27 protein-coding genes and 1 riboswitch are annotated in these 24640 nt (G+C 69.0%); of the genes, 9 read left to right on the forward strand and 18 right to left on the reverse strand.

The genetic code is table 11. The annotated features are described in order from the left end of the window. Nucleotides 1–41: 41 nt before the first annotated feature. Nucleotides 42–2441: an N-acetylmuramoyl-L-alanine amidase gene (locus IPV09_RS08350; RefSeq protein ID WP_207474779.1), complete on the forward strand. Its 2400-nt coding sequence runs from the start codon at nt 42–44 to the stop codon at nt 2439–2441. A 56-nt stretch (nt 2442–2497) separates the two neighbouring features. Here IPV09_RS08350 and IPV09_RS08355 read toward each other — a convergent pair whose 3' ends face one another. The 4 genes from IPV09_RS08355 to IPV09_RS08370 all read right to left on the reverse strand — a co-directional run bounded on the left by IPV09_RS08355 (nt 2498) and on the right by IPV09_RS08370 (nt 6223). Beyond that, entirely contained in the window at nt 2498–3148 is a 651-nt protein-coding gene (locus tag IPV09_RS08355) for a hypothetical protein (protein ID WP_207474780.1), read from the reverse strand. A 44-nt stretch (nt 3149–3192) separates the two neighbouring features. Next, the gene (locus IPV09_RS08360) at nt 3193–4254 is read right to left on the reverse strand and encodes a DNA-processing protein DprA (RefSeq protein ID WP_207474781.1); all 1062 of its coding nucleotides are present in this window, start codon (nt 4252–4254) and stop codon (nt 3193–3195) included. 89 nt (nt 4255–4343) lie between these two features. Next, nucleotides 4344–5861, reverse strand: a complete 1518-nt coding sequence (locus tag IPV09_RS08365) for a YifB family Mg chelatase-like AAA ATPase (protein ID WP_207474782.1) — start codon at nt 5859–5861, stop codon at nt 4344–4346. Then, the gene (locus IPV09_RS08370; RefSeq protein WP_207474783.1) at nt 5858–6223 is read right to left on the reverse strand and encodes a YraN family protein; all 366 of its coding nucleotides are present in this window, start codon (nt 6221–6223) and stop codon (nt 5858–5860) included. The genes IPV09_RS08365 and IPV09_RS08370 overlap by 4 nt, the downstream gene beginning before the upstream one ends. A gap of 176 nt (nt 6224–6399) precedes the next feature. Between IPV09_RS08370 and IPV09_RS08375 the strand changes: the two genes are divergently transcribed. Genes IPV09_RS08375 through IPV09_RS08385 form a run of 3 tightly spaced genes read left to right on the forward strand, consistent with a single transcriptional unit; the run spans nt 6400 to nt 9742 of the window. Beyond that, nucleotides 6400–7980 carry a circularly permuted type 2 ATP-grasp protein gene (locus IPV09_RS08375; protein ID WP_207474784.1) on the forward strand — a complete coding sequence of 527 codons (1581 nt, stop codon included), beginning with the start codon at nt 6400–6402 and terminating at the stop codon, nt 7978–7980. After that, a complete protein-coding gene (locus IPV09_RS08380) occupies nt 7974–8903 on the forward strand; it encodes an alpha-E domain-containing protein (RefSeq protein ID WP_207474785.1) in 930 nt (309 codons plus the stop codon). The genes IPV09_RS08375 and IPV09_RS08380 overlap by 7 nt, the downstream gene beginning before the upstream one ends. Then, nucleotides 8903–9742, forward strand: coding sequence for a transglutaminase family protein (locus tag IPV09_RS08385; protein ID WP_207474786.1), 840 nt, complete (start codon nt 8903–8905; stop codon nt 9740–9742). Before IPV09_RS08380 ends, IPV09_RS08385 begins: the two co-directional genes overlap by 1 nt. 10 nt (nt 9743–9752) lie before the next feature. Here the strand turns inward: IPV09_RS08385 and IPV09_RS08390 are convergent, their stop codons facing one another. The 5 genes from IPV09_RS08390 to rplS form a co-directional block, all read right to left on the reverse strand. Beyond that, a complete protein-coding gene (locus IPV09_RS08390; protein WP_207474787.1) occupies nt 9753–10064 on the reverse strand; it encodes a DUF2469 domain-containing protein in 312 nt (103 codons plus the stop codon). Next, nucleotides 10061–10699: a ribonuclease HII gene (locus IPV09_RS08395; RefSeq protein ID WP_207474788.1), complete on the reverse strand. Its 639-nt coding sequence runs from the start codon at nt 10697–10699 to the stop codon at nt 10061–10063. Before IPV09_RS08395 ends, IPV09_RS08390 begins: the two co-directional genes overlap by 4 nt. 1 nt (nt 10700) lies before the next feature. Continuing rightward, complete coding sequence (gene lepB, locus IPV09_RS08400) at nt 10701–11516, reverse strand: signal peptidase I (protein ID WP_242681396.1); 816 nt, start codon at nt 11514–11516, stop codon at nt 10701–10703. Further along, nucleotides 11513–12208, reverse strand: a complete 696-nt coding sequence (locus tag IPV09_RS08405; RefSeq protein ID WP_207474789.1) for a S26 family signal peptidase — start codon at nt 12206–12208, stop codon at nt 11513–11515. Before IPV09_RS08405 ends, lepB begins: the two co-directional genes overlap by 4 nt. Nucleotides 12209–12347: 139 nt before the next feature. After that, a complete protein-coding gene (gene rplS / locus IPV09_RS08410; RefSeq protein ID WP_207474790.1) occupies nt 12348–12698 on the reverse strand; it encodes a 50S ribosomal protein L19 in 351 nt (116 codons plus the stop codon). Nucleotides 12699–13005: 307 nt separating this feature from the next. Here rplS and IPV09_RS08415 point away from each other — a divergent pair, with 307 nt between their 5' ends. Continuing rightward, a complete protein-coding gene (locus IPV09_RS08415; RefSeq protein ID WP_207474791.1) occupies nt 13006–13497 on the forward strand; it encodes an RNA polymerase sigma factor in 492 nt (163 codons plus the stop codon). Beyond that, nucleotides 13490–14392 (forward strand): hypothetical protein, encoded by a 903-nt coding sequence (locus IPV09_RS08420; protein WP_207474792.1) that lies wholly within the window; start codon nt 13490–13492, stop codon nt 14390–14392. The genes IPV09_RS08415 and IPV09_RS08420 overlap by 8 nt, the downstream gene beginning before the upstream one ends. Nucleotides 14393–14480: 88 nt before the next feature. On the opposite strand, the gene IPV09_RS08425 is transcribed toward IPV09_RS08420, so the two are convergent. From IPV09_RS08425 to IPV09_RS08465, 9 genes are all read right to left on the reverse strand, one after another. Then, entirely contained in the window at nt 14481–15230 is a 750-nt protein-coding gene (locus IPV09_RS08425) for a succinate dehydrogenase/fumarate reductase iron-sulfur subunit (protein WP_207474793.1), read from the reverse strand. Then, nucleotides 15227–17248 carry a fumarate reductase/succinate dehydrogenase flavoprotein subunit gene (locus IPV09_RS08430; protein WP_207474794.1) on the reverse strand — a complete coding sequence of 674 codons (2022 nt, stop codon included), beginning with the start codon at nt 17246–17248 and terminating at the stop codon, nt 15227–15229. The genes IPV09_RS08425 and IPV09_RS08430 overlap by 4 nt, the downstream gene beginning before the upstream one ends. After that, complete coding sequence (locus IPV09_RS08435; protein WP_370590259.1) at nt 17245–17913, reverse strand: succinate dehydrogenase cytochrome b subunit; 669 nt, start codon at nt 17911–17913, stop codon at nt 17245–17247. The genes IPV09_RS08430 and IPV09_RS08435 overlap by 4 nt, the downstream gene beginning before the upstream one ends. A gap of 226 nt (nt 17914–18139) precedes the next feature. Continuing rightward, a complete protein-coding gene (locus IPV09_RS08440) occupies nt 18140–19681 on the reverse strand; it encodes a polysaccharide deacetylase family protein (RefSeq protein WP_207474796.1) in 1542 nt (513 codons plus the stop codon). 191 nt (nt 19682–19872) lie between these two features. Then, nucleotides 19873–20598 (reverse strand): tRNA (guanosine(37)-N1)-methyltransferase TrmD, encoded by a 726-nt coding sequence (trmD, locus tag IPV09_RS08445; RefSeq protein ID WP_242681397.1) that lies wholly within the window; start codon nt 20596–20598, stop codon nt 19873–19875. Continuing rightward, nucleotides 20595–21152, reverse strand: coding sequence for a ribosome maturation factor RimM (gene rimM / locus IPV09_RS08450; RefSeq protein ID WP_207474797.1), 558 nt, complete (start codon nt 21150–21152; stop codon nt 20595–20597). Before rimM ends, trmD begins: the two co-directional genes overlap by 4 nt. 99 nt (nt 21153–21251) lie before the next feature. Then, nucleotides 21252–21503 (reverse strand): RNA-binding protein, encoded by a 252-nt coding sequence (locus IPV09_RS08455; RefSeq protein WP_207474798.1) that lies wholly within the window; start codon nt 21501–21503, stop codon nt 21252–21254. Between the two features lie 2 nt (nt 21504–21505). Further along, entirely contained in the window at nt 21506–21973 is a 468-nt protein-coding gene (gene rpsP, locus IPV09_RS08460; protein WP_207474799.1) for a 30S ribosomal protein S16, read from the reverse strand. Nucleotides 21974–22179: 206 nt separating this feature from the next. After that, nucleotides 22180–23376 (reverse strand): amidohydrolase family protein, encoded by a 1197-nt coding sequence (locus tag IPV09_RS08465; protein WP_207474800.1) that lies wholly within the window; start codon nt 23374–23376, stop codon nt 22180–22182. A gap of 30 nt (nt 23377–23406) precedes the next feature. Further along, a riboswitch (guanidine-III (ykkC-III) riboswitch) is annotated at nt 23407–23471 on the forward strand. 11 nt (nt 23472–23482) lie between these two features. Between IPV09_RS08465 and IPV09_RS08470 the strand changes: the two genes are divergently transcribed. From IPV09_RS08470 to IPV09_RS08480, 3 genes are all read left to right on the forward strand, one after another. After that, the gene (locus IPV09_RS08470) at nt 23483–23797 is read left to right on the forward strand and encodes a multidrug efflux SMR transporter (protein ID WP_207474801.1); all 315 of its coding nucleotides are present in this window, start codon (nt 23483–23485) and stop codon (nt 23795–23797) included. 1 nt (nt 23798) lies between these two features. After that, on the forward strand, nt 23799–24158 hold the full coding sequence (locus tag IPV09_RS08475; protein WP_207474802.1) for a multidrug efflux SMR transporter: 360 nt from the start codon (nt 23799–23801) through the stop codon (nt 24156–24158). Nucleotides 24159–24264: 106 nt separating this feature from the next. After that, the coding region (locus IPV09_RS08480) for a DUF222 domain-containing protein (RefSeq protein WP_207474803.1) at nt 24265–24640 on the forward strand (376 nt) is incomplete at its 3' end.

A 24640-nucleotide genomic window follows, 5' to 3' on the forward strand; every position in this document is an offset into this window, starting at 1 on the left:
CGCGGCCGAACGCCCCTCGATTGAAAGCCGAGTTCACGCCGATGCGTACCCGCACACTCCTGGCGCGCCACACCTGCGCCACTCTTGCCATCTTCAGCCTCGGTCTGACCGGCCTGGGCCTGACGGCGGCCCCTGCCCGGGCCGACACGTCCACCGAGCAGCGCCTGCCCGTCGACCAGCCCCCGCCGCCCGGGACGACCACCGATTCCCAGTCCTTGTCGGTGCCCGCAGCCCCGGGCCTGGTCAGCCAGGACCAGGGCGAGCTGCGCCAGTTCGCCCACCTGTCCCAGCAGGCCACCCAGGACTTCTCGATGCTGGGCGTGACCTGGCAGTCCTCGACCGGTGGCGCACCGATCGTCCAGTTCCGTGCCAGCGCCAACGGCACCTGGAGCGACTGGACCACCGCCGAGGGTGAGGTCGACGACCCGTCCACTGGCAAGGGCGGCACCGAACCGTTGTTCATCGGTGCCTCCGACGGCGTGGAGGTGCGCGTCCTGGGCGACACGACGACCTCGGTCGGGTCGGTCAAGGTCACCCTGCTCGACCCGCAGACCGCCGCGCTGGACGCTGCGCCCCGGAAGATCACCCCCGCTGCAGCGACCGGTGGCGTCGAGGCACCGCCGGTGATCACCCGCGCCGGGTGGGGCGCCGACGAACGCCTGCTGTCCTACAACGGCCAGGGCTGCGTGCCGGCCAAGTACACCGACAGCATCAAGGCCGTCATCGTCCATCACACCGCCGGTTCGAACAACTACACCCAGGCCCAGGCCGCCGGCATCGTCCGCGGCATCTACCGGTTCCACGTGGTCGACCGCGGCTGGTGCGACATCGGCTACAACGCGCTGGTCGACAAGTACGGACAGGTCTTCGAGGGACGCCACGGGGGGCTGACCTACCCCGTGCACGGCGCCCACGCTGGCTCCTGGAACACTGAGACCTTCGGCATCTCCATGATGATGGACTCCAGCACCGCCAAGCCCACGGCAGCCGGTCTGTCCTCGATGACGCAGATGATCGCTTGGAAGCTGGCCAACAACTACGTGAACCCGATCGGCACCGTGACCCTGTCCGGGAAGACCCTCAACGTCATCGCCGGCCACGGCGACGTGATGGCCACCGACTGCCCCGGCACCAACCTGCGCAGCTACCTGCCGACCCTGCGCACCAATGTCGCGGCCGCGATGACCGGCTGGCAGTCAAGCGCCATCCACCAGCGCTGGTCCCAGCTCGGCGGGGTCAACAGCAGCCTGGGCAGGCCCTTCGTGCAGGAGCGCCCGTTCGAGGGTGGTCGGGTGACCGAGTTCGCCCGGGGCGCCATCTGGCAGAACCCTGCCGGGGCGCTGTTCCTCGCCGACAAGGCGACCATCGGGGTGGTGAACCGCCTCGGCTTCGAGGCCACCGGATGGCCCACCGCCGACGCGGCCCCGCTCGGCTGGGGGCCCAAGGAGGCAGCCACCACGACCTTCGAGAAGGGCGTCGTCTACTCCAGTCCGGAGACCGGCGGCCACCTGGTCGGCGGTCGCGTGTTGGCCTGGCTGCGGGCCAACGAGCAGAAATTCGTCGAGATGGGCCTGCCCACCGGCGACCAGCAGGACCTCGGCGGCGGCATGGTGCGCCAGAGCTTCCAGAACGGCGTCCTCACCCTGGACGCCGACGGTCAGGCCATGATCGGCTCCGGTGTGTTGGGCGACCGCAACGGCGACGGCCGTGCCGACCTGGTGCTCATTGACACCGCTACCAACGGCCTGTGGTGGGCCAAGTCCACCGCGAACAACACCGGCACCGTCGCCAAGCAGCAGCTGGGTTCGGGGTGGGGCAAGTTCGACTGGATCTCCCAGGTGCCCGACCTCAACGGCGACGGTGTGAGCGAACTGGTCGGCCGCCAGCTGGACGGTTCGCTGTGGCTCTACCGCAGTTCCGGGGTGAGCACCTACGAGCCCGGACGCCAGATCGGCAAGGGCTGGGACGGCATCCGCAACCTAGTGGTCATGCCCGACATGGACGGGGACGGCGCCGCCGAGCTGTACGCCATTGACGCGGACCAGAACCTGCTGCGTTACTCCTTCGACATTGACGGCGGCTACCTCAGCAATGTGCGTGCTGTCGGCAAGAACTGGGGCGGCATCCGTCTGGTGGCGACCGTCGGCCAGTTCGTCGGCGACAAGACCCCCGACCTGCTGGCGGTCAACGACGCCGGGCTGCTGATCGCCTACGAGCTCAACGCGGCGGGCAACTCGGTCGGCGCCACCGTCCGCGGCACGGGCTGGGACGGCATCGACCAGATCTTCTCCCCCGGTGACATCAACGGTGACGGCCTGCGGGACCTGCTGGGGCGAAACCTCAGCCTGGGCAACCTGTACGGCTACCTCAACAATGGGGCCGGCGGCTGGCAGTCCACCGGGGCCTACCTGGCGGCACGCGCCTATCGTCTGATGGCCTGACCGACCGGCTGTGCTGGGGCCAGTCCGCTGCTCGGGTTCGGGCGGCGGGCTGGCCCTCAGTCGTCGGGACGTCCCTGGGGCCGGGCCGGCCTGGCCGCGGCGGGCAACGCGATCCGCGTGATACCCGTCCTGGCGAACTCGAGGGCGGCCAGCCGTCGGATCACCTCCCGGTCACCGGCGCGCCAGGCGCCGGCCGGGTCGTCGGAGACGGCGGCCAACTCCTCCATCCTGACGTTGGCCATCGCCCGCAGGGCGTACAGGTCGAGGTCTGCGGTCTCGTCGATGAAGACCTGCGCCGCGTCAGCGCTGCGGGCCGAGGACAGTCGCCGGGCCAGCCACCAGCCCGCCACGACCAGCACCGGGATGGCGAAAACCAGCACCGAGACGGTCGTTGCGGTGTCGCCGATCTCGGCGGCCTGCGCCTCGACCTGGGCGATGAGGTCACCCAGCAGCCGGGCCAGCATCCGGAAGGGGACCCCCATCTCGTCTCCGACCACGGGCACCCGCCCCGCCAACTGCGAGGCCTTGTCCAGTTCGTCGGCCATCTGGCGCAACTTGGTCCCTGACGCCCGCGCCGGGTCGCCCATGGCGTCAATCGTCGAGTGGACGAACCGCGCGGCGAGGAACCAGACCACCGCCCACAGCACCACGAAGACGTCCCCTGCGATCTGGCGACCGCGCTCGGGCCCCCGGGCGTACCACGACATTGACTACCTCCTGGCTGGTGGGCTCCCATCCTGCCGCACCCGACTCAACGCCGGGGCGGACGGGCCAGCGCCCAGGTGCCGTCGGGGTTGCGCCGGACCAACTGCTGCTGCTCCAGGGAGCCCAACGCCGCCAACACCACCGGCACCCGCAGGCCGGTGCGGTCAGCCAGACCACCGACGTCCAGGCAGCCGCGGCCCGGCAACGCCTCCCGGACCACCAGCTCGTGGGGGTCGAGGCCGTCCAGCAGGCGCGGTTGGGTCGCCTCCCCCGTCGGGTCTGGGCGCAGCGGTCCCAGGTGCGCGCCCACTTGGTCGGCGCAGGTGACCAGGACGGCGGCGTTGTGACGGATCAGGTCATGCGGACCCGATGAGGCCGAGGAGGTGACCGGTCCCGGTACGGCCATCACCGGCCGGTTCAGCGCGTGCGCCCAGGCGACGGTGTTCAGTGCCCCCGACCGGCGTGCCGCCTCCACGATCACGGTGCCCCTGCTGCCGGCTGCCAGCAGTCGGTTGCGGGCGAGAAATCCGGCCTTCACCGGTCGAACACCGGGAGCGACCTCGGAGATCACCACGGCGCTGGCCGCCATCTGTTCCAGCAACCTGTTGTTGCCCCGCGGATACCACTCATCCAGCCCACCGGCCAGGATGGCCACACTGGCCCCGGTCGCGGACAGGGCACCGCGGTGCGAGGCCGCGTCTATGCCGTAGGCGCCACCGGACAGCACGGTCCATCCAGCGGCCGACAGTTCAGCGCCAAGGTCGCTGGCCACGCGTTCGCCGTAGCCGGTGGATGCCCGGGAGCCGACCATGGCCACCGACCGCGCCAACAATCCACCGGGCGAGCCGGGCCCCACCACCCAGACGCCCAGGGGCACCCCGCCCAGACCGTGGTGGCCGACTCCGGCCAGGTCGTCCCACCCGCTGACCCAGTCGGGGTCGCCCGGAATGAGGTAGCGCAGGTCATCACGCTGGACCAGGTCGAGACTGCGCCGCAGGTCGAAGTTCTTGGCACGCCTCGACCACGGTGAGTCCTGGGAGGATTCTCGCAGGGTGTGCCACACCTCGACGGCACCGAGGTTGGTCACCATCGTGACGAGCTCAGGCACGGCCGGCTCGACGCATCCGCTGAGACAGGCGCGCGCGGTACGCTCCTCGTCCCAGTCGTGGTGGCGGCTCCCGTGGTTGCCCGTCGTACTCATGCGGCGGCCGCCGTGTCAGTGCGCATGCCCAACGCGGTGGTCAGATGCCCTCGGGTAATCCGGTCGCTGCCGTCCAGGTCGGCGATCGTCCACGCGACCCGCCACACCTTGTCGACGCCCCGCGGGCTGAGTTGGCCCCGGCGCAGTGCGGTCTCCAGCACGTCGAACCCGTCCGGCAGGGGCAGCTCCCGCAGCACCGGCCCGGGCACCTCGGCATTGGTCGTCCACGGGGTGCCCCGCAGGCGCCGTGCCTGGCGCTCACGTGCCCGGGCGACCCGGGCCGCGATCACCGCCGAGGACTCCCCCTCCGCTCGCTGCCGCATCACCCGCGGTGACTGCTGGTGCAGCGTCTGGTGGATGTCGATGCGATCCAGCATGGGGCCACTGAGCCGTTCCTGGTAGCGGCGAATGGTGTGGGGTGTGCACCGGCAGTTGTGGCGCACCGACCCATAGAAGCCGCACGGGCAGGGGTTGGCGGCGAGCACGAGCTGGAACCTGGCAGGAAAGCGTGCCTTGGTCTCGGCGCGGGTGATCAGCACCTCCCCCGACTCCAGGGGCGTGCGCAGCGACTCCAGCACCCGGGTGGAGAATTCGGGTGCCTCGTCGAGGAACAGCACCCCGCGGTGCGCCATCGAGATGGCCCCCGGGGTGATCTGGCGCGACCCGCCACCGACCACCGAGGCCACCGTGGCACCACGGTGCGGATCGGAGAACGGCGGGGTACGGATCAACCGCTCGACCCGCAGGCCGTACAGGGAATGAATCGCCGAGACCTCCAACGCCTCAGCGTGGGTCAACGGCGGCAGGATGCCGGGCAACCGGGCCGCCAGCATCGTCTTGCCGACCCCCGGTGGGCCCTGCAACAGCACGTGGTGTCGCCCCGCTGCGGCCACCTCCAGGGCCCATCGGGCCTCGTCCTGCCCGTTCACCTCGGCGAAGTCAGGGGTGTGCGCCGACCCGTCCTCGGCCTCCGGCGCCGCGGGGCCCGCGGTCACGCCGGGTCCACCCCGCAGCACCTCCATCAGGTCCCGCAGCGAGGTCACTCCGTAGAGCTGCAGACCGTCGACGAGTCCAGCCTCGGCCAGCTGCTCGGCGGGCACGACGGCCGCACCGAACCCGGCGGTCCGGGCCGCCTGCAGCGCCGACAGCAGGCCGCGGACGCTGCGCACGGCCCCGGTCAGTCCCAGCTCGCCCAGCATCACGCAGCCCGTGGTCCGGTCGGCGGGGGCCAGCCCCTGGGCGACCATGATGGCCGCGACAATCGCCAGGTCGTAGTGGCTGCCGGACTTGGGCAGGGTGGCCGGACTCAGGTTGATGGTCAGCAGATGGGTCGGCCACGCGTATCCCGAGGCGCTGACCGCCGCCTTGCACCGATCCCGCGCCTCGTACAGCGACGCATCGGGCAGACCGACCAGCACCGTCTTGGGCAGTCCGTCGCCGACGGCGGCCTCGACCTGCACGACTGTCCCGTCGATGCCGATCAGGGCCACCGAGTGCGCGCTGCCGGCCCTCACAGTGCATCCCTCACGTGGGTGATCTGGACGCCTTCGGCTTCCCGGAGCACGCCGATCGCGTCCACCCGCAGCGGCCCGGCGCCACGGTGTTCACGGCGCCACCAGTGCACCAGTTCCCGCAGCTTGGACTGCTTGGCGTAGGTGATGGCCTCCAGCGGGCTGCCGTAGCCCAGCCCGCTGCGGGTCTTCACCTCGACCAGCACCACCGTGCCGTCAGGTTCGCGGGCCACCAGGTCGATCTCGCCGGCAGCGCATCGCCAGTTCCGCTCCAGGATCTGCCAGCCCAGCCGTTCCAGGAACAGCGCCGCCTGGGCCTCGCCCCAGGCCCCGACCGATGCCCGCCGTCCTCCAGTGATCGCCATCGTTCACCACCTCCGCACCGACCATGGGCGCGAATCGGGTGAAATGCTCAGTTGTCCACAGACAAGTTGGCGCCGCCCCGCTTGTCCACAGATTGATGAGGGGGTCTGGACCAGCGGCCGGGCATGTGCTTCGGTCAGCGCGACATGGGTCGAGGCGAGGCAGTAGGTTGACCCTCATGGAGGGTCTCTACGACGGTTATCCCGTGCGCGACGACGTCTACGACGAAATGGTCGAGGACGTCACTGGCACGGTGCGAGCGCCCTATCTGGGTCTGGCCAAGATGTTTGACTCGATGTCGCTGGACGACCTGGGGCAGCGCGCCGACTACGTGTCCAACGCCTACCGCAACCAGGGTGTCACCTTCGACATCGGCGGCGAGGAGCGCCCCTTCCCCCTCGACATCGTGCCGCGGATCATCTCCGAGAGCGACTGGAATGTCGCCGAGGCCGGCGTCAAGCAGCGGGTCAAGGCCCTGGAGCTGTTCCTGGACGACATCTACGGCGCCGGCCGCTGCTTCATCGACGGCGTGATCCCCCGCCACGTGGTCACCTCCTCGCGCTACTACTACCGTCAGGCGTTCGGCATCCAGGCCCACAACGGGGTCCGCATCCACGTCTCCGGCATTGACCTGGTCCGCGACGGCCAAGGCGCCTTCCGGGTGCTGGAGGACAATGTGCGCATCCCCTCGGGGGTGTCCTACGTGCTGACCAACCGGCGGGCCATGGGCACCGGCATGCCGGAACTGACCAGTGGGCACGCCATTCGTCCGGTCAACGACTACCCCCAGCGGCTGCTGGCGGCGCTGATCGCGGCCGCCCCCGGTGGCGTGTCGAATCCGACGATCGCGGTGCTGACCCCCGGCCCCTACAACTCGGCCTACTTCGAGCACTCCCTGCTGGCCCGGATGATGGGCTGCGAACTGGTCGAGGGACGAGACCTGGTGGCCCGCGGCGGCCGGGTGATGATCCGCACCACCCGCGGACTGCGTCCGGTGCACGTGATCTACCGTCGCGTCGACGACGACTACCTGGACCCGGTCTACTTCCGTTCCGACTCGGTGCTGGGCTGCGCCGGCATCCTGAATGCCGCCCGGGCCGGCAACATCACCATTGCCAATGCGGTCGGCAACGGGGTGGCCGATGACAAGTTGCTCTACACCTACGTGCCCGACCTGATCCGCTACTTCCTCGACGAGGAACCGATCGTGCCCAATGTCGACACGTGGCGACTGGAGGACCCCGCCTCCCGCGAGGAGGTGCTGGACCGCCTCGACGAACTGGTCGTGAAGCCGGTCGACGGGTCGGGCGGCAAGGGCATCGTCATCGGACCCCGGGCCACCCGCAAGGAACTCGACGAACTGCGCGCCACCGTCCTGGCCAAGCCCCGCGGGTGGATCGCCCAGCCGGTCGTCCAGCTGTCGACGGTGCCGACCATGACCGAGCAGGGACTGCGCCCACGCCACGTCGACCTGCGCCCGTTCGCCATCAACTCCGGTGAGGACGTCTGGGTGCTGCCCGGCGGGCTCACCCGGGTGGCCCTGGAGGAGGGCCAACTGATCGTGAACTCCAGCCAGGGCGGAGGCTCCAAGGACACCTGGGTGCTGCGCGGCGACGGCCGACGCGCCCGCTACGAGATTCGGCGCCCGACCAGCCCCAGCGGCCCGTCCGAGCCGCTGGTGCACCAGCGCCGCGCGGTCGCCGAGAAGCAGGAACAGAAGCAACCCCAGCAGCAGAGCCGCCAGGAGGACCAGTGCTGAGCCGCATCGCCGAGTCGTTGTACTGGATCGGTCGCTACCTGGAGCGCGCCGAGGTCACCGCCCGGCTGCTCGAGGTGCACGTGCAGACCCTGCTCGAGGATCCGGTCACCGACGAGGGAACCGCCACCGGAAACCTGCTGTCGGTGCTGGGCGTCGAGACCGAGGACGACGCCGACCTGTCCCACGACATCCTGGTGCAGACGTTGGGCTGGGACGCGGGCTCCCCGGCGTCGATGGTCAGCGCCTTCTGGGGTGCCCGGGAGAGCGCCCGTCGTTCCCGCGAAGTGGTCTCGGCCGAACTGTGGGAAGCGATCAACACCACCTGGAACATGGTGCGCAACAACCGGCTGCAGCGCCAGCGCATCGCGGACGCCTGCCACCTGATCCGTGAGCGCTGCGCCACCATCACCGGTCTGGTCGACGCCACCATGACCCACGACCAGGGCTGGCAGTTCCTGGTCCTGGGCCGCAGCCTGGAACGCATCGACATGACGGCCCGCATCATCGAGTCGGCGATGTTCATGCCCAACGAGGAGGCTGCCTGGCTGCACTCGCTGCGCGCCTGCAACGCCTACCACGCGTTCCGGTTGACCCACAAGGGGTCGGAGTCCCCCACCGACGCCGCCGAGTTCCTGCTGCTCGACCGGATGTTCCCCCGCTCGGTGGTGTTCTGCCTGGACCAGTCCGAGGGGATCGTCAGCCGGCTCGAGCCCGGTGTGGGCATCGCCCAGCTGGACGAGCTGATGAAGGTCCTGGGCGCGGCCCGCGCCGACCTGGAGTACCGTCCGCGCCGGCTGTTGCTGGACGGGGTGCGGGGACGGATGAAGTCGTTGCAGAAGACCTGCATCGAGGTGAACGAGGCCGTGGCCGCGCGCTACTTCGACGCCGCTGACACCCTCACCTGGCAGGCAGGAGTCCGCTGATGTTGCTGCGCATCACCCACAAGACCGGCTACACCTACGAGGGTGGCGCCGAGTCGTCGTTCAACGAGGCCCGGATGGCGCCCCGCTCGACCCTGGAGCAGCAGGTGCTGCACACCCGGGTGGACATCTCCCCCACCGCGTGGACCATGAACTGGATTGACTACTGGGGCACGTCGGTGACCACCTTCGAGGTGCATGAGCGGCACACCGAACTGGTCGTCAGTTCCTCCTCCACCGTCGACGTGCGCCGGACCCCGTCCGACGGGCTGGGGATCTCCTGGGAACAGATGCGCTCGGATGAGGTCGCCGAAACCCACGCCGAGTACCTGCACATCTCGCCCAGCGTCCGACTGCCCCATGACCTGGCCCAGCGGGTGACCGAGATCGCCGAGGCCTCGGCCACGCCCATGGAATGTGCCCTGCAGGTGGTCGAGCTGATCACCAGCGAGGTGCGCTACGTCCCCGGTTCGACGGGCGTGCACACCCTGGCCGCCGACTCCTGGCAGGCCCGTGCCGGTGTCTGCCAGGACATGGCCCACCTGGTCATCGGGTGCCTGCGCTACCTGGGCATTCCCGCCTGTTACGTCTCCGGCTACCTGATGCCGCACCAGGAGCCCGAGGTGGGGCGTTCCTACAGCGGGGAGTCGCACGCCTGGGCACGCTTCTGGGACGGCGAGTGGGTTGATGTCGACCCGGCGAACGGGTCGCGTCCCAGTGACCAGCACGTGGAGGTGGCCCGGGGACGCGAGTACGCCGACGTGGCACCGCTGCGTGGCATCTTCACCGGCTCGGGCGACTCGCAGATGTTCGTGGAAGTGGAACTCACCCGCCTCGCCTAAACCGCGAAACTCACTTCGAGTCGGGTACCTGCAGGTCGGAGTGCACGATCTCCTCGATCGACACGTCGCGGAAGGTGAGCACCTTGGCCGACTTCACGAACCGTGCCGGGCGGTACATGTCCCACACCCAGGCATCGCCCATGGACACCTCGTAGTACACGTCGCCGCCCTCGGTGCGCACCTTCAGGTCGACCTGGTTGCACAGGTAGAAGCGGCGTTCGGTCTCGACGGCGTAGGTGAAGATCCCGACGACGTCCTTGTACTCGCGGTAGAGCTCCAGCTCCAGTCGGGACTCGTAGGCCTCTAGGTCTTCTGCGCTCATGATGCAGTCACTCTAGCCGCTCGTCTGACGTTCTCGAATCTCCTGCGATGGATGGGGCACGGGCCGTGCTGGTCGAGTCGGGCCTGGTGTTCGGCGGTGCAGTACCCCTTGTGAACCTCGAAATCGTAGGCCGGGTACAGGTGCGCGTACTGGGTCATGATCCGGTCACGGGTCACCTTGGCGACCACGCTGGCGGCAGCCACGCAGGCCGCCACCCGGTCACCCTTCCAGACCGCCAGACCGGGCACCGGCAGGCCGTCCACGCTGAACCCGTCGGTCAGCACGAATTCGGGCGTGGTGCCCAGCCGGGACACCGCGCGCCGCAGCGCCTGCAGGTCGGCCACGTGCATGCCGAGCCGGTCGCACTCGTCGGCCTCGATGGCCACCACGGCCACGTCGACGGCCTTGGCCATGATCTCGTCGTAGCAGCGTTCCCGCTGGGCGGCGGTGAGCAGCTTGGAGTCGGCCAACCCCGAGATCCGGCGCGCCGGGGTGTCGGCCAGGATGACCGCCGCGGCGACCAGCGGCCCGGCGCAGGCCCCACGGCCGGCCTCGTCGGCGCCGGCCACCGGGGACAGTCCCGCGCGCGCCAGGGCACGTTCGTAGCCGTACAGTCCCTTGCCCGGACGAATCATGTCAGCAGCCCACCCCGGCGGGTTCGATCACGGGGTCGACGGGGGCCGGGGCGGTCGGTGGCGGCACGGCGTCGAAGACGGTCGGACGCTTCAGGGTCCCGAAGCGGTCCAGGGGCGCCACCCGCAGCAGCGCCGGCCCGACGATGTTGTCCAGCGGGACGAACGCCACCGTCCCCTGCGGCTTGCCGTCGTTCATGATGGTGGCCAGGTGGCACCGGGAGTCGCGTGAGGCGTTGCGGTTGTCACCCATCACGAAGACGCGCCCAGCCGGGACGACCACCCGGAACTCGATGGTGGCGGGCTGGGCACCGGGCGCCAGGTAGGAGCTCTCGTCCATCGAGTGGCCATTGATGACCAGTTGCCCGTCGGCGTCACAGCAGACGATCTCGTCGCCCGGCATGCCGATGATGCGCTTGAGCAGATGGTTGGTGGAGGTGTCGGGCAGCAGGCCCACGAACTGCAGCACCCGTCCCACGCCCTGGCGCGGCTCGGGCGGGGCCTCGAGCCACCCGCCGGGGTCCTTGAAGACGATGATGTCGCCGCGGGCGGCGTCGACGGGTTTGACGGCCACGACGCGGTCATTGATGGCCACCGTGTCAGCCATCGACGCCGACGGGATGACGAAGACCTGTCCCAGGAAGGCGCGCACACCGGCCGAGATGATCAGCGCCAGGACGACGACGATGGCGAGCTCACGCAGACCCCGGCCGAGCACCCCCCACCCGGATCGGTTCGGGGACTGCCGGGGCGCGTCGGCTGCGGACTGCTGGGCAGTGTCGGCCGCGTCGTCCTCGGCAGGGGTGTCGGTGCTGGTCAACAGGACGGGTCCTTCCCGGCTTCAATGATCGGATCGGGGTTGGCGGGTCGCCCCGGGATGCCTGCGTAGGGCTCCTTGCTCGGGGCAAGGTCCGTGGGGTTCCACGGCCAACCCACTCTATCGACCTGCGCCACGATCCGGTCGGTCGCCACGAGCGCCTCGACCCCGAGACTGGACAGGTAGCAGGCCGAGTGGGCCGTGCCCGGGGCATCACCGGCCACGAAGTAGCGCCCCTCGGGCACCACGACTCGGAAGCGGGTGGCGGGAAGCCGCGCCGGCACGGGGTGGCCGTTCACCCGCGCCGACCCGGTGGAGTCGCAGCAGCGCACCTCGTCACCGGGCACGCCGATGATGCGCACCATCAGTCGCGAGCCCGCCGGTGGTTGTGACAGTCGCAACCACCGCAGCGTCCTGGTCACCCTGGTGGGCCGGTCGGCGACCACGTCGTGCCAGCGGGTGTCGGGCATGATGACCACGACGGCGCCGCGCTCCAGGGCGGTCGGGGCCGCCAGCCACACGCGCGCGTCGGCGGCGATCAGCGGCTCCATGGACGTGCCGGCCCTGGCCGGGCGTCCGAGCATCGCGCCGAGCAGTCCCACGACGACCAGGGTCACCAGCGCCGTGGCAGCCACCTCCAGCACGCCCCTGGCCCGCGGCTCGGCGCGCTGCGCCGGCAGCGAGGGTGCGTCCATGCCCTCAGGGTATCGGGACAACGCCACCGGGGACCGATGTGGACCAGGGGCCGCACTGACGTTGCCAGAACGCAACAAACCCCGGCCGAGGGCCGGGGTTTGCCTGCGGGGCACCGACGAATGACCGTCGGCTGCTGCCTCAGTTGAAGCGCTTCTCCTTGATCTTGGCTGCCTTGCCGCGCAGTCCGCGCAGGTAGTACAGCTTGGCGCGGCGCACGTCACCGTGGCGCTCGACCTCGATCTTCTCGATGATCGGGGAGTGCAGCGGGAAGGTGCGCTCGACACCGGTGCCGAAGGAGACCTTGCGGACGGTGAACGACTCGCGAACGCCGCCACCGGTGCGCGACAGCACGACGCCGGCGAACACCTGGACACGCGAGCGGCTGCCCTCGACGACCTTCACGTGAACCTTCACGGAGTCTCCGGCGCGGAACGGGGGGATGTCGTCGCGCAGCGAGCCTGCGTCCACGACGTCAAGAACATGGTTCATGATGATTTCCTCGTCAGTGCCACAGGTCACCTCGTCAGATTCTGTCTCCGCGACGCCGAACGGTCCCCCTGTGGCAGGTGCCGGTAACGCGGACGGTTGCGAATGGACGCAACAGCGCACAAGTTTGCCACACCGTCGGGCGGGGCGCCTAATCGTGGGCCGTCCCGAACCAGCCGACCGACCGCGCGGCAGCCACCCGTCGACGAAATACCCCGCAAGGATGCAACCGTGGGTCGCCGCCGGGCGTATCCATGGTGACTGACAGGCACCCGGCCCGCAGTATGACATCACGAGAGAGGAGGCACCGATGGACGAGGAGAGCTTTGATGCCCTGTACCAGACCTCCTTCAACCGACTCGTGGCCCAGATCTACGCCATGTGCGGGAACCTGGGCGAGGCCCAGGACTGCGTCCAGGAGGCGTTCATCCGCGCCTGGGACAAGCGCAAGAAACTCGACCAGGCGCAGTCCCCGGAAGCCTGGGTCCGCACCGTGGCCTACCGGCTGGCGGTCAGCCGCTGGCGCAAGAACCGACTGGCCCGCCGTGATCCCGATCGCGCCCTGGAGCCGGTGCGCACCCAGGAACCCACCCCCGACCGCGTCGCCCTCGACCATGCCCTGGCCCAGATCTCGCCGGAACAACGGCGGGTGATCGTGCTGCACCATTTCTGCGACCTGAGCGTCAACGAGATCGCGGCTGAGGTCGGTGCCCCGTCCGGCACCATCAAGGCCCGACTCGCCCGAGGACGAGCAGCACTCGCCCCCTTCCTCGCCGACTTCCCGGAGGTGCGACATGCCTGAGCACGACCCCACCCACGATCCCTTCCAGAGCTTCCAGGAGGAGGCGAACGACGTGCAGAAGCTGACCGCCAGCGAGATCCGCCGGCTGGGCAACCGGCGCCGGACCACCCGTCGACTCGGCATCGCCAGCGGACTTGCCGCGGTGACGGCGGTGGCCGTGACGGCGCTCGCCCTGAACCTTCCCGGGCTGACCAGCACTGGCCCCGACATTGCCGCCACCCCGTCGGTGAGTTCGGTCACCACCCCGACGGTCAGTTCGGTCACCACGCCGGCGGTGACCCCGACCCCCAGCCCCCAGGGTGTGGCCCAGCCGACCTGGGCGAATGTTCCCGAGGCGAACCTGATGTTCCCCTACGACCCCACGGCCGCGAAGCTCGCCAGCGAGTACGAGGGCTTCGGGCAGGCCGCCAGGGGCATGTGCGACCCGGGTCCGCCCTCGGCCTCCGAGGCCCAGCCCACCACCGTGCTGGTCAGGGAGTTCAACACCGACAACGCTCCGCAGGGCAAGACCGTCCTGGTGCTGGGCTACCAGAACGCGACCGACGCCTCGGCAGCGTTCGACCGGTACACCCGGGCCGCGACCAACTGCACTGAGCGCTACACCAACCACGCGGTCTACTCCGAGCCTCGGGTCCAGGTGGCCGGCTCCGAGCTTCCCTTCGATGGCAGCGCCATCAGTTCGACGCCTGCCCGCGCGGCCTACTTCGGCTTCGTGGCGTTGATCACCGGCACCGGCTTCGGCATGTGGGACGACATCATGGTGATCCAGGCCGGCACCCGCGTCATGGTGCTGACCAGCACCTTTGAGGGGCAGGACAACAACTGCCCGGTACAGGACTGCGAGTACCCGCGCAGCCTGCCCAAGCTGCTCGCGCTGCTGGACCAGGGCCAGTAGCTCACCACCACGGCCCGTACCTGACAGGGCGCCCCCGGGAGGATTTCCCGGGGGCGCCCTGTCAGGTGGTGCGTCTGGCAGCCAGTGACTACTTGCCGTCGGCGGTGAACAGCGACTTCATCAAGTCGCGGTTCAACTGGCTGATCGACGACAGCGGGATGCCCTTGGGGCAGACCTGGGCGCATTCACCAATGTTGGTGCAGCCGCCGAAGCCCTCGTCGTCGTGCTGGGCGACCATGGACTTGACCCGGCTGTACCGCTCGGGCTGGCCCTGGGGCAGCATCGCCAGGTGGGTGATCTTGGCCCCGGTGAACAGCATCGCCGAGCCGTTGGGGCAGGCCGCCACGCAGGCACCGCACCCGATGCAGGTGGCGTTGTCGAAGGCGCTGTCGGCCTCCCGCTTGGGGGCGGGGGTCGCGTGCGCGTCCGGTGCCGAACCCGTGTTCACCGAGATGTAGCCACCGGCCTGGATGATCCGGTCGAGGGCTCCACGGTCGACGACGAGGTCCTTGATGACCGGGAAGGCGCCGGCCTTCCAGGGCTCGATGTCGATGGTGGCGCCATCGGCGAAGGACCGCATGTGCAGCTGGCACGTGGTGGTGTGCTGGCCGCCATGGGCGATGCCATTGATCACCACGCCGCACGCACCACAGATGCCCTCACGGCAGTCGTGGTCGAAGGCGACCGGCTCCTCGTTGCGCTCGGTGAGGTGCTCGTTGAGCAGGTCCAGCATCTCGAGGAACGACATGTCCTCGGACACGCCGTCCAGCGGGTACGACACCATCTTGCCGGGAGTCTGGACGTTGGGCTGGCGCCAGATTCGCAGTGTGACCTTCACTTGTAACTCCTCTGCTTCAGCTCGATCGCCTGGTAGTTCAGCTGCTCCTTGTGCAGGATCGGCTTGCCGTGCTCGCCGCCCCAGCCCCAGGCCGCGACGTAGAGGAACTGGTCGTCGTGACGCAACGCCTCGCCCTCTTCGGTCTGCGACTCGCCACGGAAGTGGCCGCCGCAGGACTCACGACGGTGCAGCGCATCGATGCACATGAGCTCGCCCAGCTCGAAGAAGTCGGCCAGACGGCCGGCCCGCTCAAGGGTCTGGTTGAAGTCCTCGTTGACGCCGGTGACCTTCACGTTGCTCCAGAACTCCGCCTTCAGCTCGCGGATCTTCTGGATCGCGGTCTTCAGGCCGTCCTCCCACCGCTCCATGCCGCAGTACTCCCACATGATGTGTCCCAGTTCCTTGTGGAAGGAGTCGACCGTGCGGGTGCCGTTGACCGCCAGCAGCTTGTTGATGCGTCCGGTGGCGGACTCGAGGGCCTCGACGGCCGCCGGGTGGCTGGCGTCGATCTTCTCGAAGGGCGCATCGGCCAGGTAGTCGTTGATGGTGTTGGGCAGGACGAAGTAGCCGTCAGCCAAGCCCTGCATCAGCGCCGAGGCACCCAGACGGTTGGCACCGTGGTCGGAGAAGTTCGCCTCGCCGGCGACGTACAGGCCGGTGATCGAGGACTGCAGGTCGTAGTCGACCCACAGGCCACCCATGGTGTAGTGGACCGCCGGGTAGATGCGCATCGGCGTCTCGTACGGGTCCTCACCGGTGATCTGCTTGTACATGTCGAACAGGTTGCCGTACTTCTTCTCGACGGCATCCTTGCCCAGACGACCGATCGCGTCGGCGAAGTCCAGGTAGACACCGCGGCGCATCTCGCGCTCGTTGCCGTCGTGGTCGCGCTCCTTGACCGCGGGGCCGACACCGCGTCCCTCGTCACACATGTACTTGGCCTGGCGTGACGCGATGTCACGCGGCACCAGGTTGCCGAACGACGGGTAGATCCGCTCCAGGTAGTAGTCGCGGTCCTCCTCGGCGATCTGGCGGGGATCCTTGGTGCAATCCTCGGCCTTCTTGGGCACCCAGATCCGGCCGTCGTTGCGCAGCGACTCCGACATCAGGGTCAGCTTCGACTGCGTCTCGCCGTGCACCGGGATGCACGTCGGGTGGATCTGCGTGTAGCAGGGGTTGGCGAAGTAGGCACCCTTGCGGTGGGCACGCCAGGTGGCGGTCACGTTGCAGCCCATGGCATTGGTCGACAAGAAGAAGACGTTGCCGTAACCACCGGTGGCCAGCACGACCGCGTCGGCGAAGTGCGACTCGATCTTGCCGGTGACCATGTCGCGGGTGACGATGCCGCGGGCGCGCTCGTCGACCACGATCAGTTCGATCATCTCGTGACGGGTGTGCATCTTCACGGTGCCGGCGGCAACCTGGCGCTCGAGGGCCTGGTAGGCGCCGATCAACAGCTGCTGACCGGTCTGGCCACGGGCATAGAAGGTGCGCTGCACCTGGACGCCACCGAACGAGCGGGTGTCCAGCAGGCCGCCGTACTCGCGGGCGAAGGGAACACCCTGGGCCACGCACTGGTCGATGATGTTCGCGCTGACCTCGGCCAGACGGTAGACGTTGGTCTCGCGGGCACGGTAATCGCCGCCCTTGACCGTGTCGTAGAACAGCCGGTAGGTGGAGTCGCCGTCGTTGCGGTAGTTCTTGGCGGCGTTGATGCCACCCTGGGCGGCGATGGAGTGCGCGCGCCGAGGGCTGTCCTGGTAGCAGAAGTTGAGGACGTTGTAGCCGGCCTCGCCCAGGGTGGCGGCGGCCGCGCCACCGGCCAGACCGGTGCCGACGATGATGACGCTCAGCTTGCGCCGGTTGGCCGGGTTGACCAGCTTGGCCGAGAAGACGCGGTTCTTCCACATGTTCTCGATGGGCTGGTTGAGGTCTGCCTTGGTGTCGGCGACCTCGTCGCCCACCTGCCAGTAGTCGGCGGCAGCGCTCTGGGTGTTCTCGGTGAGGGTGTCGGTCACGGGATGACTCCAATCAGGATCAGCACGGGCGGAATCATGAAGCCCACGAACAGCAGGCCGGCAACAATTTGCGCCAGGGCCCGCAGCAGTCGGCGGGCGCCCTTGCTGGTGTTGGCGCCCAGGGTCATGAAGGCGCTGTGGAAGCCATGGGAGACGTGCATGCAGACCGCCAGCATCGCCACCGCGTAGGCGACCACGACCCACCACTCGCCGAAGCCAGCCAGGACGCGGTCGTAGGGAGCAAGGTCGGTGACGCCCGCGCCGTACCCGAAGCGCAGCACCTGTGCGGTGTACTGGAGGATGTGCATCACCAGGAACAAGACGATGATGATGCCGCCCCACATCATGGTGCGAGCAGCGTAGCTGTGCTCCATGCGCCGCACGTTCGCGTAGCGTGAGCCGCCGACGTTCCTGCGGGCACGGGTGCGCAGCTTGAAGGCCGACCACATGTGGAGGATGACGGCCGCCAGCAGGACGATCCGGAAGATCCACAAGAACACGCCGTGGGGCAGGGCCGGATATCCGAACTCCCGGAGCCAGTGCGAGTACTCGTTGAACTCCAGACCGTTGTCTGGCAGCAGCATCTTGAAGTTGCCGAACATGTGCGCGAGGAGGAAGCCGATGAGGATCAGGCCGGAGACGGCCATGATGACCTTCGACGCCACTGTCGATCGTGTCGCTCGCTGATGAGTAGTTAGTGTTGTTGCCACGGACCACACCCTAGCCACCCCCAACGCCGGATGACTCGTCGGCACCACGAAAGTGGACGAATATAGCGGCCTCGAATCGATAACGCAACAGCGTGGTTGCCTAATTGTCCAGTGAAATGGTGACCAGCGTCACAGCATCGGTGGCACCGTGGCCCGCCCGATGGCCTGGATCGCTGCCGCCTCACCGGACGCAGGGGGGCCGCACCGCCAGGGAAGTGCAAAAAGCCTTGCCGAATCGGTACTGCGCCGGAGCCAGTTCGGCCAGGGTCACCAGGGTGTAGCCCTGCTGCCGCAGCGTGGTCACCACGGCGGTCGTCGAGGCCCGCGAGTTGCCGTGGATGTCATGCATCAACACCACACCGCCGTTGCCGATCTGCTTCCTCAGCGTGGCCAGGATGGCCGCCTGGGCTGCGGGCTGGGTGTCCTTGGAGTGCTTCCAGTCGAGGGTGTCGACGCTCCACAGCGCCACGACCATCCCCTGCTCGGCGACGGCCGCGTCGGTCTGGGTGTTCCGGGCGCCGTAGGGCGGCCGCAGGAACAGCGGGTCGTGACCGGCGGCCGCCCGCAGGTTCTGGGCCGACTGGGCGACCTCTCGGCTCAGCCGTTCGCCATGGGTTCGTCGCATGTCTGTGTGGAACTGGTGGTGCGAGGCGATTTCCATGCCATTCGCCGCGACGGTGGTGACCATCGTCGGGTACTGGTCGACCGAGGTGCCAAGCATGAAGAAGGTGGCCGGCGCCCGCAACTGGTGGAGTTGGGCGAGCACGTCGGCGGTCTGCGGCAGCGGGCCGTCGTCAAAGGTGAGCACCACGCACTTGGCGACCGAACAATCGGTGCCCAGCACCAACGAGGGACGCGGGTCCGGGGTGGCCGTGGGCGTCGCTGTCGGCGTGACCCCCGCAGAACTGGCGGAATTGGGTGATGTCGAGGGGGCTGGGGACGGGGGCGCTGTGCCGACCAGGGCCGGGTCGAGGTCGGCGAAGCTGGCCGGCGTGGTGGCCGCGGTGGCATACCGGGCGGCGGCTCGAGCGTGCACCCCCAAGGGGGTCAGCAGCCCTGCCGCCTCGTCGCCGGCGATGGCGAGGGGGCTGAGTTGTTGTCCGTCCACGGGTTGGAAGACGATGACGAGGTCACCGCTGCCCGAGAATCCCAGCGCGGGCCCGGTCCCGTGGGGGAAGGTCGGCTGGCTCAGCTGGGCCACGGCCCGGTCGCGATGGTCCCCGGCGAGGGCTCCCACCCTGGCCACGAGCGCGCCCCAGTGGGCCGGGGCGACCAGCGCCGTCGAGGAGAAGGAGTGGTTGCTCTGCGGGTCGTAGTAGACCACCGCCGTGGACGTGCCCGCGGCGGTGCGCGCGCGGATGCTCACCGCGACCGCCCGCGAGGAGCTGGCGACCAGCGTGGGACTGACGCTGAGCGGTCCCCCGCCGGTCCACTGGTGCTGGCGCAGGATCTGCCCTCGGACGATGTCCAGGGAGTAGGCCAGGCCCGGCAGCTGGTGGTCGACCAGCAAGCTGGTGACCGTCAGCCCTTCATGGACGAGGGTGGCCCGGCCCGCCTTCAGCAAGGACGGGTCGGGGGCGGCCAATTCGGCGCTGATGGGTGACGAGGATGGTGCTGCCGCGGTGCTGGTGGCCCGCGTCGTGGCCGGGGTGGAGCGCGAGCCGCTGCCCACATCCCCGATCGGGGAACATCCCGTCATCGCCAGGGCGGTCGCTGCGGCCACCAGGAGAACGAACAGTCGAACGGAGGTGGGCGCGCGAGGCGTCATGACAACAAGTCCCATCGAGAAAGGCCTTCAGGGGGGCCACGGTGCTGTCCTCGGTCCCCCGGTTGGGGCCCACGCTAACGCCGTGGCGGGTCATCCCGGTCGTCGGGTCTGTCCGGGCGCGCCGGTCGATCAGGGCGCGGGGTCGATCAGGGCGCGGGGTCGATCAGGTCGGGGCGACGGCGGCGGGTGAGGTCCAGGGCCTGCTCACGTCGCCAGGCGGCGATCCTGGCGTGGTGTCCGCTGAACAGCACCTCCGGCACCTCGAGGCCGCGCCAGGTCGGGGGCTTGGTGTAGACGGGGTACTCGAGCAACCCGTCATTGCCCTGCGAGTGGGACTCCTCGGCCAGCGACGCCGGGTTCCCGATGACCCCGGGGATGAGCCGGACGACGGCCTCGACCATGGCCAGCGTGGCCACCTCTCCCCCATTGAGGACGTAGTCGCCGAGACTGAGTTCACGCACCTCGACCCGGGTGCGGGCGTGCTCCACGACGCGGCGGTCAATGCCCTCGTAGCGTCCGCAGGCGAAGACGAGCCGCTGGGCGTGGGACAACTCCTGGGCCATGGGCTGGCTGAAGCGCTCACCGCTGGGGGTCGGGACGACCAGGACGGTGCCCGGCCGGGCCCCATCGCCCAGCAACGCGTCGAGGGCCTCACCCCACGGTTCGGGCTTCATGACCATGCCGGCACCGCCACCGTAGGGGGTGTCGTCGACGGTGTGGTGGCGGTCGTGGGTCCAGGCGCGCAGGTCGTGGACGGCCACGCCGAGCAGCCCCGACTCGATGGCCTTGCCCACCAGCGAGAGCTGCAACGGGGCGAAGTAGTCGGGGAAGATCGACACGACGTCGATCTGCATCACCGGTGGCGTGGTCATCCCTGGTGACCTGCCTGCGGGTCGGCGACGTCGGCGCCCTCGTCCTCGAGCAGCCCCGGCATCCAGACCAGTTCGACCTCGCCGGCGTCCAGGTCGACGCGCGGCACCAGTTCGTTCACGAAGGGCACCAGTCGCTCGACTCCGTCGACGTCGATGGCCAGCATGTCCTGGGCGGGCAGGTGGATGACCTGGGTCACCTCACCGACACGCGTTCCGTCGGCGAGCACGGCGCTGAGCCCCACCAGTTGCCGGTCGTAGTACTCGTCCTCGTCGGTCGGCAGTTCCGCCGGGTCGACGTCGCAGACCAGGACCGTGCCGCGGGCGGCCTCGGCGGCGTTGCGGTCGTCGATGCCCTGGAAGTGCACCATGAGCCGCCCGCCGTGCCAGACCGCCTTCGTGATGGTCAGGGTGCGTCGGGTGTCCTCGATGCGCACCTGGGAGCCAACGGTGAATCGACGCTCGGGTTCGTCGGTGCGCAGGTCAATCATCACGTCCCCGCGAATGCCGTGGGCGCGACCAATGACGCCGATGTTGACCTCGATGAGTTCACTCATGTGTGCTCCGGACGGGAAGGAAGTGGGGACGATGGGCTGGTGGGCGGACGACGACACCCCGCCCGGAAGACCGAACGGGGTGTCGCGTGGAGCCGGTTGTCAGCGGCGCGGGCCGCGGCGGTCGACGTCGACGAAGTCGACCCGGACCTGCTCGCGGCCGGCCAGGGCACCGATGACGGTGCGCAGGGCCTGCGCGGTGCGGCCCTGGCGGCCGATCACCTTGCCGACGTCTTCGGGGTGGACGTGCACTTCCAGCATCCGACCGCGACGAAGGTCCTTGTCCTTGACCTGGACATCGTCAGGGTGCAGGACAATGCCTCGGACCAGGTGCTCCAGTGCCTCGCTCAGCATGCTCAGGCCTCGTCGGCCGGGGCTTCAGCCTCAGCAGCGGCGTCCTCGGCGGGAGCGTCCTGCGCGGGGGCCTCGGCGGCAGCCTCGTCCTTGGCCTTCTTGCCGGTGATGGCAGAGGTCTTGGGGGCGGCGTCGTCCTCGGCCAGAGCAGCGTTGAACAGGTCCAGCTTGTTCGGCTTCTCGGCCTGCGGGGTGATGCCCGAGGGCGAGGTGTCGCCGGTGTGCTGCTGCCAGTCGCCGGAACGCTTCAGCAGGGCCACGACGGCCTCGGTGGGCTGGGCGCCGACGCCGAGCCAGTACTGCACGCGCTCGGAGTTGACCTGGATGACCGAGGGCTCATTCTTGGGGTGGTAGATGCCCACCTCTTCGATGGCCTTGCCGTTGCGCTTGGCCCGCTCGTCGATGACGACGATGCGGTAGTGGGGCGAACGGATCTTGCCGAGGCGCTTCAAACGAATCTTGGTTGCCACGTTTGTGGTTCTCCTGTTGGGATGTCCGGGAGGTCCCGGTACGAGCTGGTGGGAGCGTTCGGTCATGTGTGGGGCACATGCCTACAACTCCCGAAGGAATCATCGCCTGAGCACGGTGAGAGGGCGTACAAAGGCAGAAGACGCATCGACCAGTCTGCCAGATCTCGCGGCGTGCGCGAAACCAGGCCGCCCGGGACGCGGCCCGGTCAGCGTGACCTGGTGATCCTGCCGCGCAGGATGATGAACGCCGGGTCCCTGACGGCGGTGATGTCGTCCAAGGGGTTGGTCTCGAAGATGACGAGGTCGGCGCTGGCGCCCTCCTCGATGCCGGGGACCCCCAGCCATTCGCGGGCCCGCCAGGAGGCCGCGCCCAGGGCGAACTCGGTGTCACCGATGCGGGTGAGCGCCTCGACCTCGTCGGGCAGCAGGCCGTGCGCCATCGTGCCTCCAGCATCGGTGCCGGCGTAAATGGGCACCCCGGCCTCGCGCGCCTTGCCCAGCACCTCGAAACGGGTGGCGTAGAGCTTGCGCATGTGCGCGGCGTAGGTGGGGAACTTCGACTCCCCCGCCGCGGCGATGTCGGGAAAGTTCTCGAGGTTGATCAGGGTGGGCACCAGCGCCACCTGGCGCTCGGCCATCTGGTCGATCACCGCGTCGTTGATGCCGGTGCCGTGCTCGATGCCGTCGATGCCGGCCTCGACGAGTTCGGCGACCGATTGTTCCTCGAAGCAGTGCGCCGTCACCCGGGCGCCGAGTTCATGGGCGCGTTCGATCGCCTGACGGGCGACGTCCTGGGGCCACAGTGGGGCGAGGTCACCGGTGCCACGATCGATCCAGTCCCCCACCAACTTGACCCACCCGTCACCGTTGGCGACCTGCTTCTCGACGGTGGCGACCAGTTCGTCGGGGTCGACCTCGTCGGCGAAGTTGCGGATGTAGCGCTTGGGGCGGGCGATGTGGCGGCCGGCGCGGATGACCCGGGGAAGGTCGTCGCGGTCGTCGATCCAATGGGTGTCGGACGGTGAGCCGGCATCGCGCACCAGCAGGGTCCCGGCGTCGCGGTCGGTGAGGGCCTGGGTCTCGGCCTGGTCAGGGCCGACGGCCCCGCCGGCATCCAACCCGATGTGGCAGTGGGCATCGACCAGACCGGCGACGATGAAGCAGTCCTCGGCGATGGTGACGGCGTCGGCGATCGGCTCGGTGCGGATCACGCCCTCGCTGATCCACAGGTCACGCTGCTCGCCCTCGGGCAGCACCACCCCGCGCACGTGGAGCGCGCCGTGGAAGTGTGGCTGCTCGCCGGCGGCATGGGTGTGCACGACCCCGCCGTGGGAGTGAGTGTGGAACAGTCCCGCGCCCGCGGCGTCGAGGTCATGAGGATGGTGGTGGTGGCCGTTGCCCATGGGCTGATTCAAGCATTGATAGGGTCTTTGGTGGAGCCCGCTCGGGGCTCGCGGACGAGGGAGCAGTACCCGCACCACGACAAGACTGACTCATCGAGGAGTTGTCATGGCCTGGTTCGTCCTGATCGTGTCCGGAATGCTCGAGGCGGTGTGGGCCACCGCGCTGGATGCGTCGCAGGGTTTTCGCCGGTGGCGTCCCACCCTGGTCTTCCTGGTGGCCACCACCGCCAGCATGCTGGGCCTGGCCTGGGCCATGAACCACATCCCGACGGGCACGGCCTATGCCGTCTGGGTCGGGATCGGCGCGACGCTGACCGTCGGGTGGGGGTTGGCCACCGGCAAGGAGTCGGTGACGATGCTGCGACTGCTGCTGCTGGTGCTGCTGCTGGGTTCAGTGGTGGGACTGAAGGTGGTGAGCTGAGATGGCGTGGTTGATCCTGTTGGGCAGTGCCGTGCTGGAGGCTGTCTGGGCCACGGCGCTCGGCGAGTCGCAGGGCTTCACCCGGCTGTGGCCGAGCCTGGTCTTTGCGGTGGCGGTGGTGGTGAGCATGCTCGGGCTCGGTCGGGCCATGAAGGACATCCCGATCGGGACGGCCTATGCCGTCTGGACCGGTGTCGGCGCCGCCCTGACGGTGACGTGGGCCATGGTGACGGGGTCGGAATCGGTCTCGGTCATGAAGATCGTCTTCCTGGGCGGCATCATCCTGGCCGTTGTGGGCCTGCAGCTGGCACCGGACGGACGCAGCGCCGCCGCTGCCGACGGGTCTGCGGCGCGGGACTGAGCACCAGGTCGTGGCGCTGCCGCGGGTCCCAAGAAATCCTGGATCTCCCAAAGAAAAGTAGTGGCGCGCTCTTGTGTACATCATTCGTACGTGTGTACGATAGAGCATGGACAGAGTCGACCGGTGGATCCACCGCACCGAACAGGCCGGGCAACTCGCCGGGCAACTCGCGCAGGTCCAGGCCGAACTCGTGGCCCTGACCGCAGAACTGCTCGGTGATGGCGGTTGGGCCGGTGACGGGGTCCGCTCCCCAGCGCACTGGCTGCAGGTCTACACCGGCCTGTCGCCGGCCCAAGCCACCCACCTCGTCCACGTCGCCGAACGCGTCGAGGGTCTCGCGCCGGTGGTGGCGATGATGGGGCAGGGCCGGTTGACCCTCGACCAGGCCGCCCCGATCGCCGCGCACGTACCCGACCACGCCGTCGCCGAAGTCGCCGACCTCGCCGAACGGGCCACCGTCACCCAACTACGACGCGTCACCG

This window comes from Tessaracoccus sp. SD287, from assembly GCF_017355265.1.
In the GTDB taxonomy this organism is placed as follows: domain Bacteria; phylum Actinomycetota; class Actinomycetes; order Propionibacteriales; family Propionibacteriaceae; genus Aestuariimicrobium.

Bases quoted from the DNA above. Each gene is read 5' to 3' on its own strand.
- IPV09_RS08405 (WP_207474789.1), bottom strand. From the start codon at position 12,208: ATGGACGCACCCTCGCTGCCGGCGCAGCGCGCCGAGCCGCGGGCCAGG.
- IPV09_RS08455 (WP_207474798.1), bottom strand. From the start codon at position 21,503: ATGCTGAGCGAGGCACTGGAGCACCTGGTCCGAGGCATTGTCCTGCAC.
- IPV09_RS08390 (WP_207474787.1), bottom strand. From the start codon at position 10,064: ATGAGCGCAGAAGACCTAGAGGCCTACGAGTCCCGACTGGAGCTGGAG.
- IPV09_RS08370 (WP_207474783.1), bottom strand. From the start codon at position 6,223: ATGGCGATCACTGGAGGACGGCGGGCATCGGTCGGGGCCTGGGGCGAG.
- IPV09_RS08465 (WP_207474800.1), bottom strand. From the start codon at position 23,376: ATGGGCAACGGCCACCACCACCATCCTCATGACCTCGACGCCGCGGGC.
- rimM (WP_207474797.1), bottom strand. From the start codon at position 21,152: ATGAGTGAACTCATCGAGGTCAACATCGGCGTCATTGGTCGCGCCCAC.
- IPV09_RS08470 (WP_207474801.1), top strand. From the start codon at position 23,483: ATGGCCTGGTTCGTCCTGATCGTGTCCGGAATGCTCGAGGCGGTGTGG.
- IPV09_RS08355 (WP_207474780.1), bottom strand. From the start codon at position 3,148: ATGTCGTGGTACGCCCGGGGGCCCGAGCGCGGTCGCCAGATCGCAGGG.
- IPV09_RS08385 (WP_207474786.1), top strand. From the start codon at position 8,903: ATGTTGCTGCGCATCACCCACAAGACCGGCTACACCTACGAGGGTGGC.
- rplS (WP_207474790.1), bottom strand. From the start codon at position 12,698: ATGAACCATGTTCTTGACGTCGTGGACGCAGGCTCGCTGCGCGACGAC.
- IPV09_RS08420 (WP_207474792.1), top strand. From the start codon at position 13,490: ATGCCTGAGCACGACCCCACCCACGATCCCTTCCAGAGCTTCCAGGAG.
- IPV09_RS08375 (WP_207474784.1), top strand. From the start codon at position 6,400: ATGGAGGGTCTCTACGACGGTTATCCCGTGCGCGACGACGTCTACGAC.
- IPV09_RS08475 (WP_207474802.1), top strand. From the start codon at position 23,799: ATGGCGTGGTTGATCCTGTTGGGCAGTGCCGTGCTGGAGGCTGTCTGG.
- IPV09_RS08415 (WP_207474791.1), top strand. From the start codon at position 13,006: ATGGACGAGGAGAGCTTTGATGCCCTGTACCAGACCTCCTTCAACCGA.
- IPV09_RS08395 (WP_207474788.1), bottom strand. From the start codon at position 10,699: ATGATTCGTCCGGGCAAGGGACTGTACGGCTACGAACGTGCCCTGGCG.
- trmD (WP_242681397.1), bottom strand. From the start codon at position 20,598: ATGACCACGCCACCGGTGATGCAGATCGACGTCGTGTCGATCTTCCCC.
- IPV09_RS08350 (WP_207474779.1), top strand. From the start codon at position 42: ATGCGTACCCGCACACTCCTGGCGCGCCACACCTGCGCCACTCTTGCC.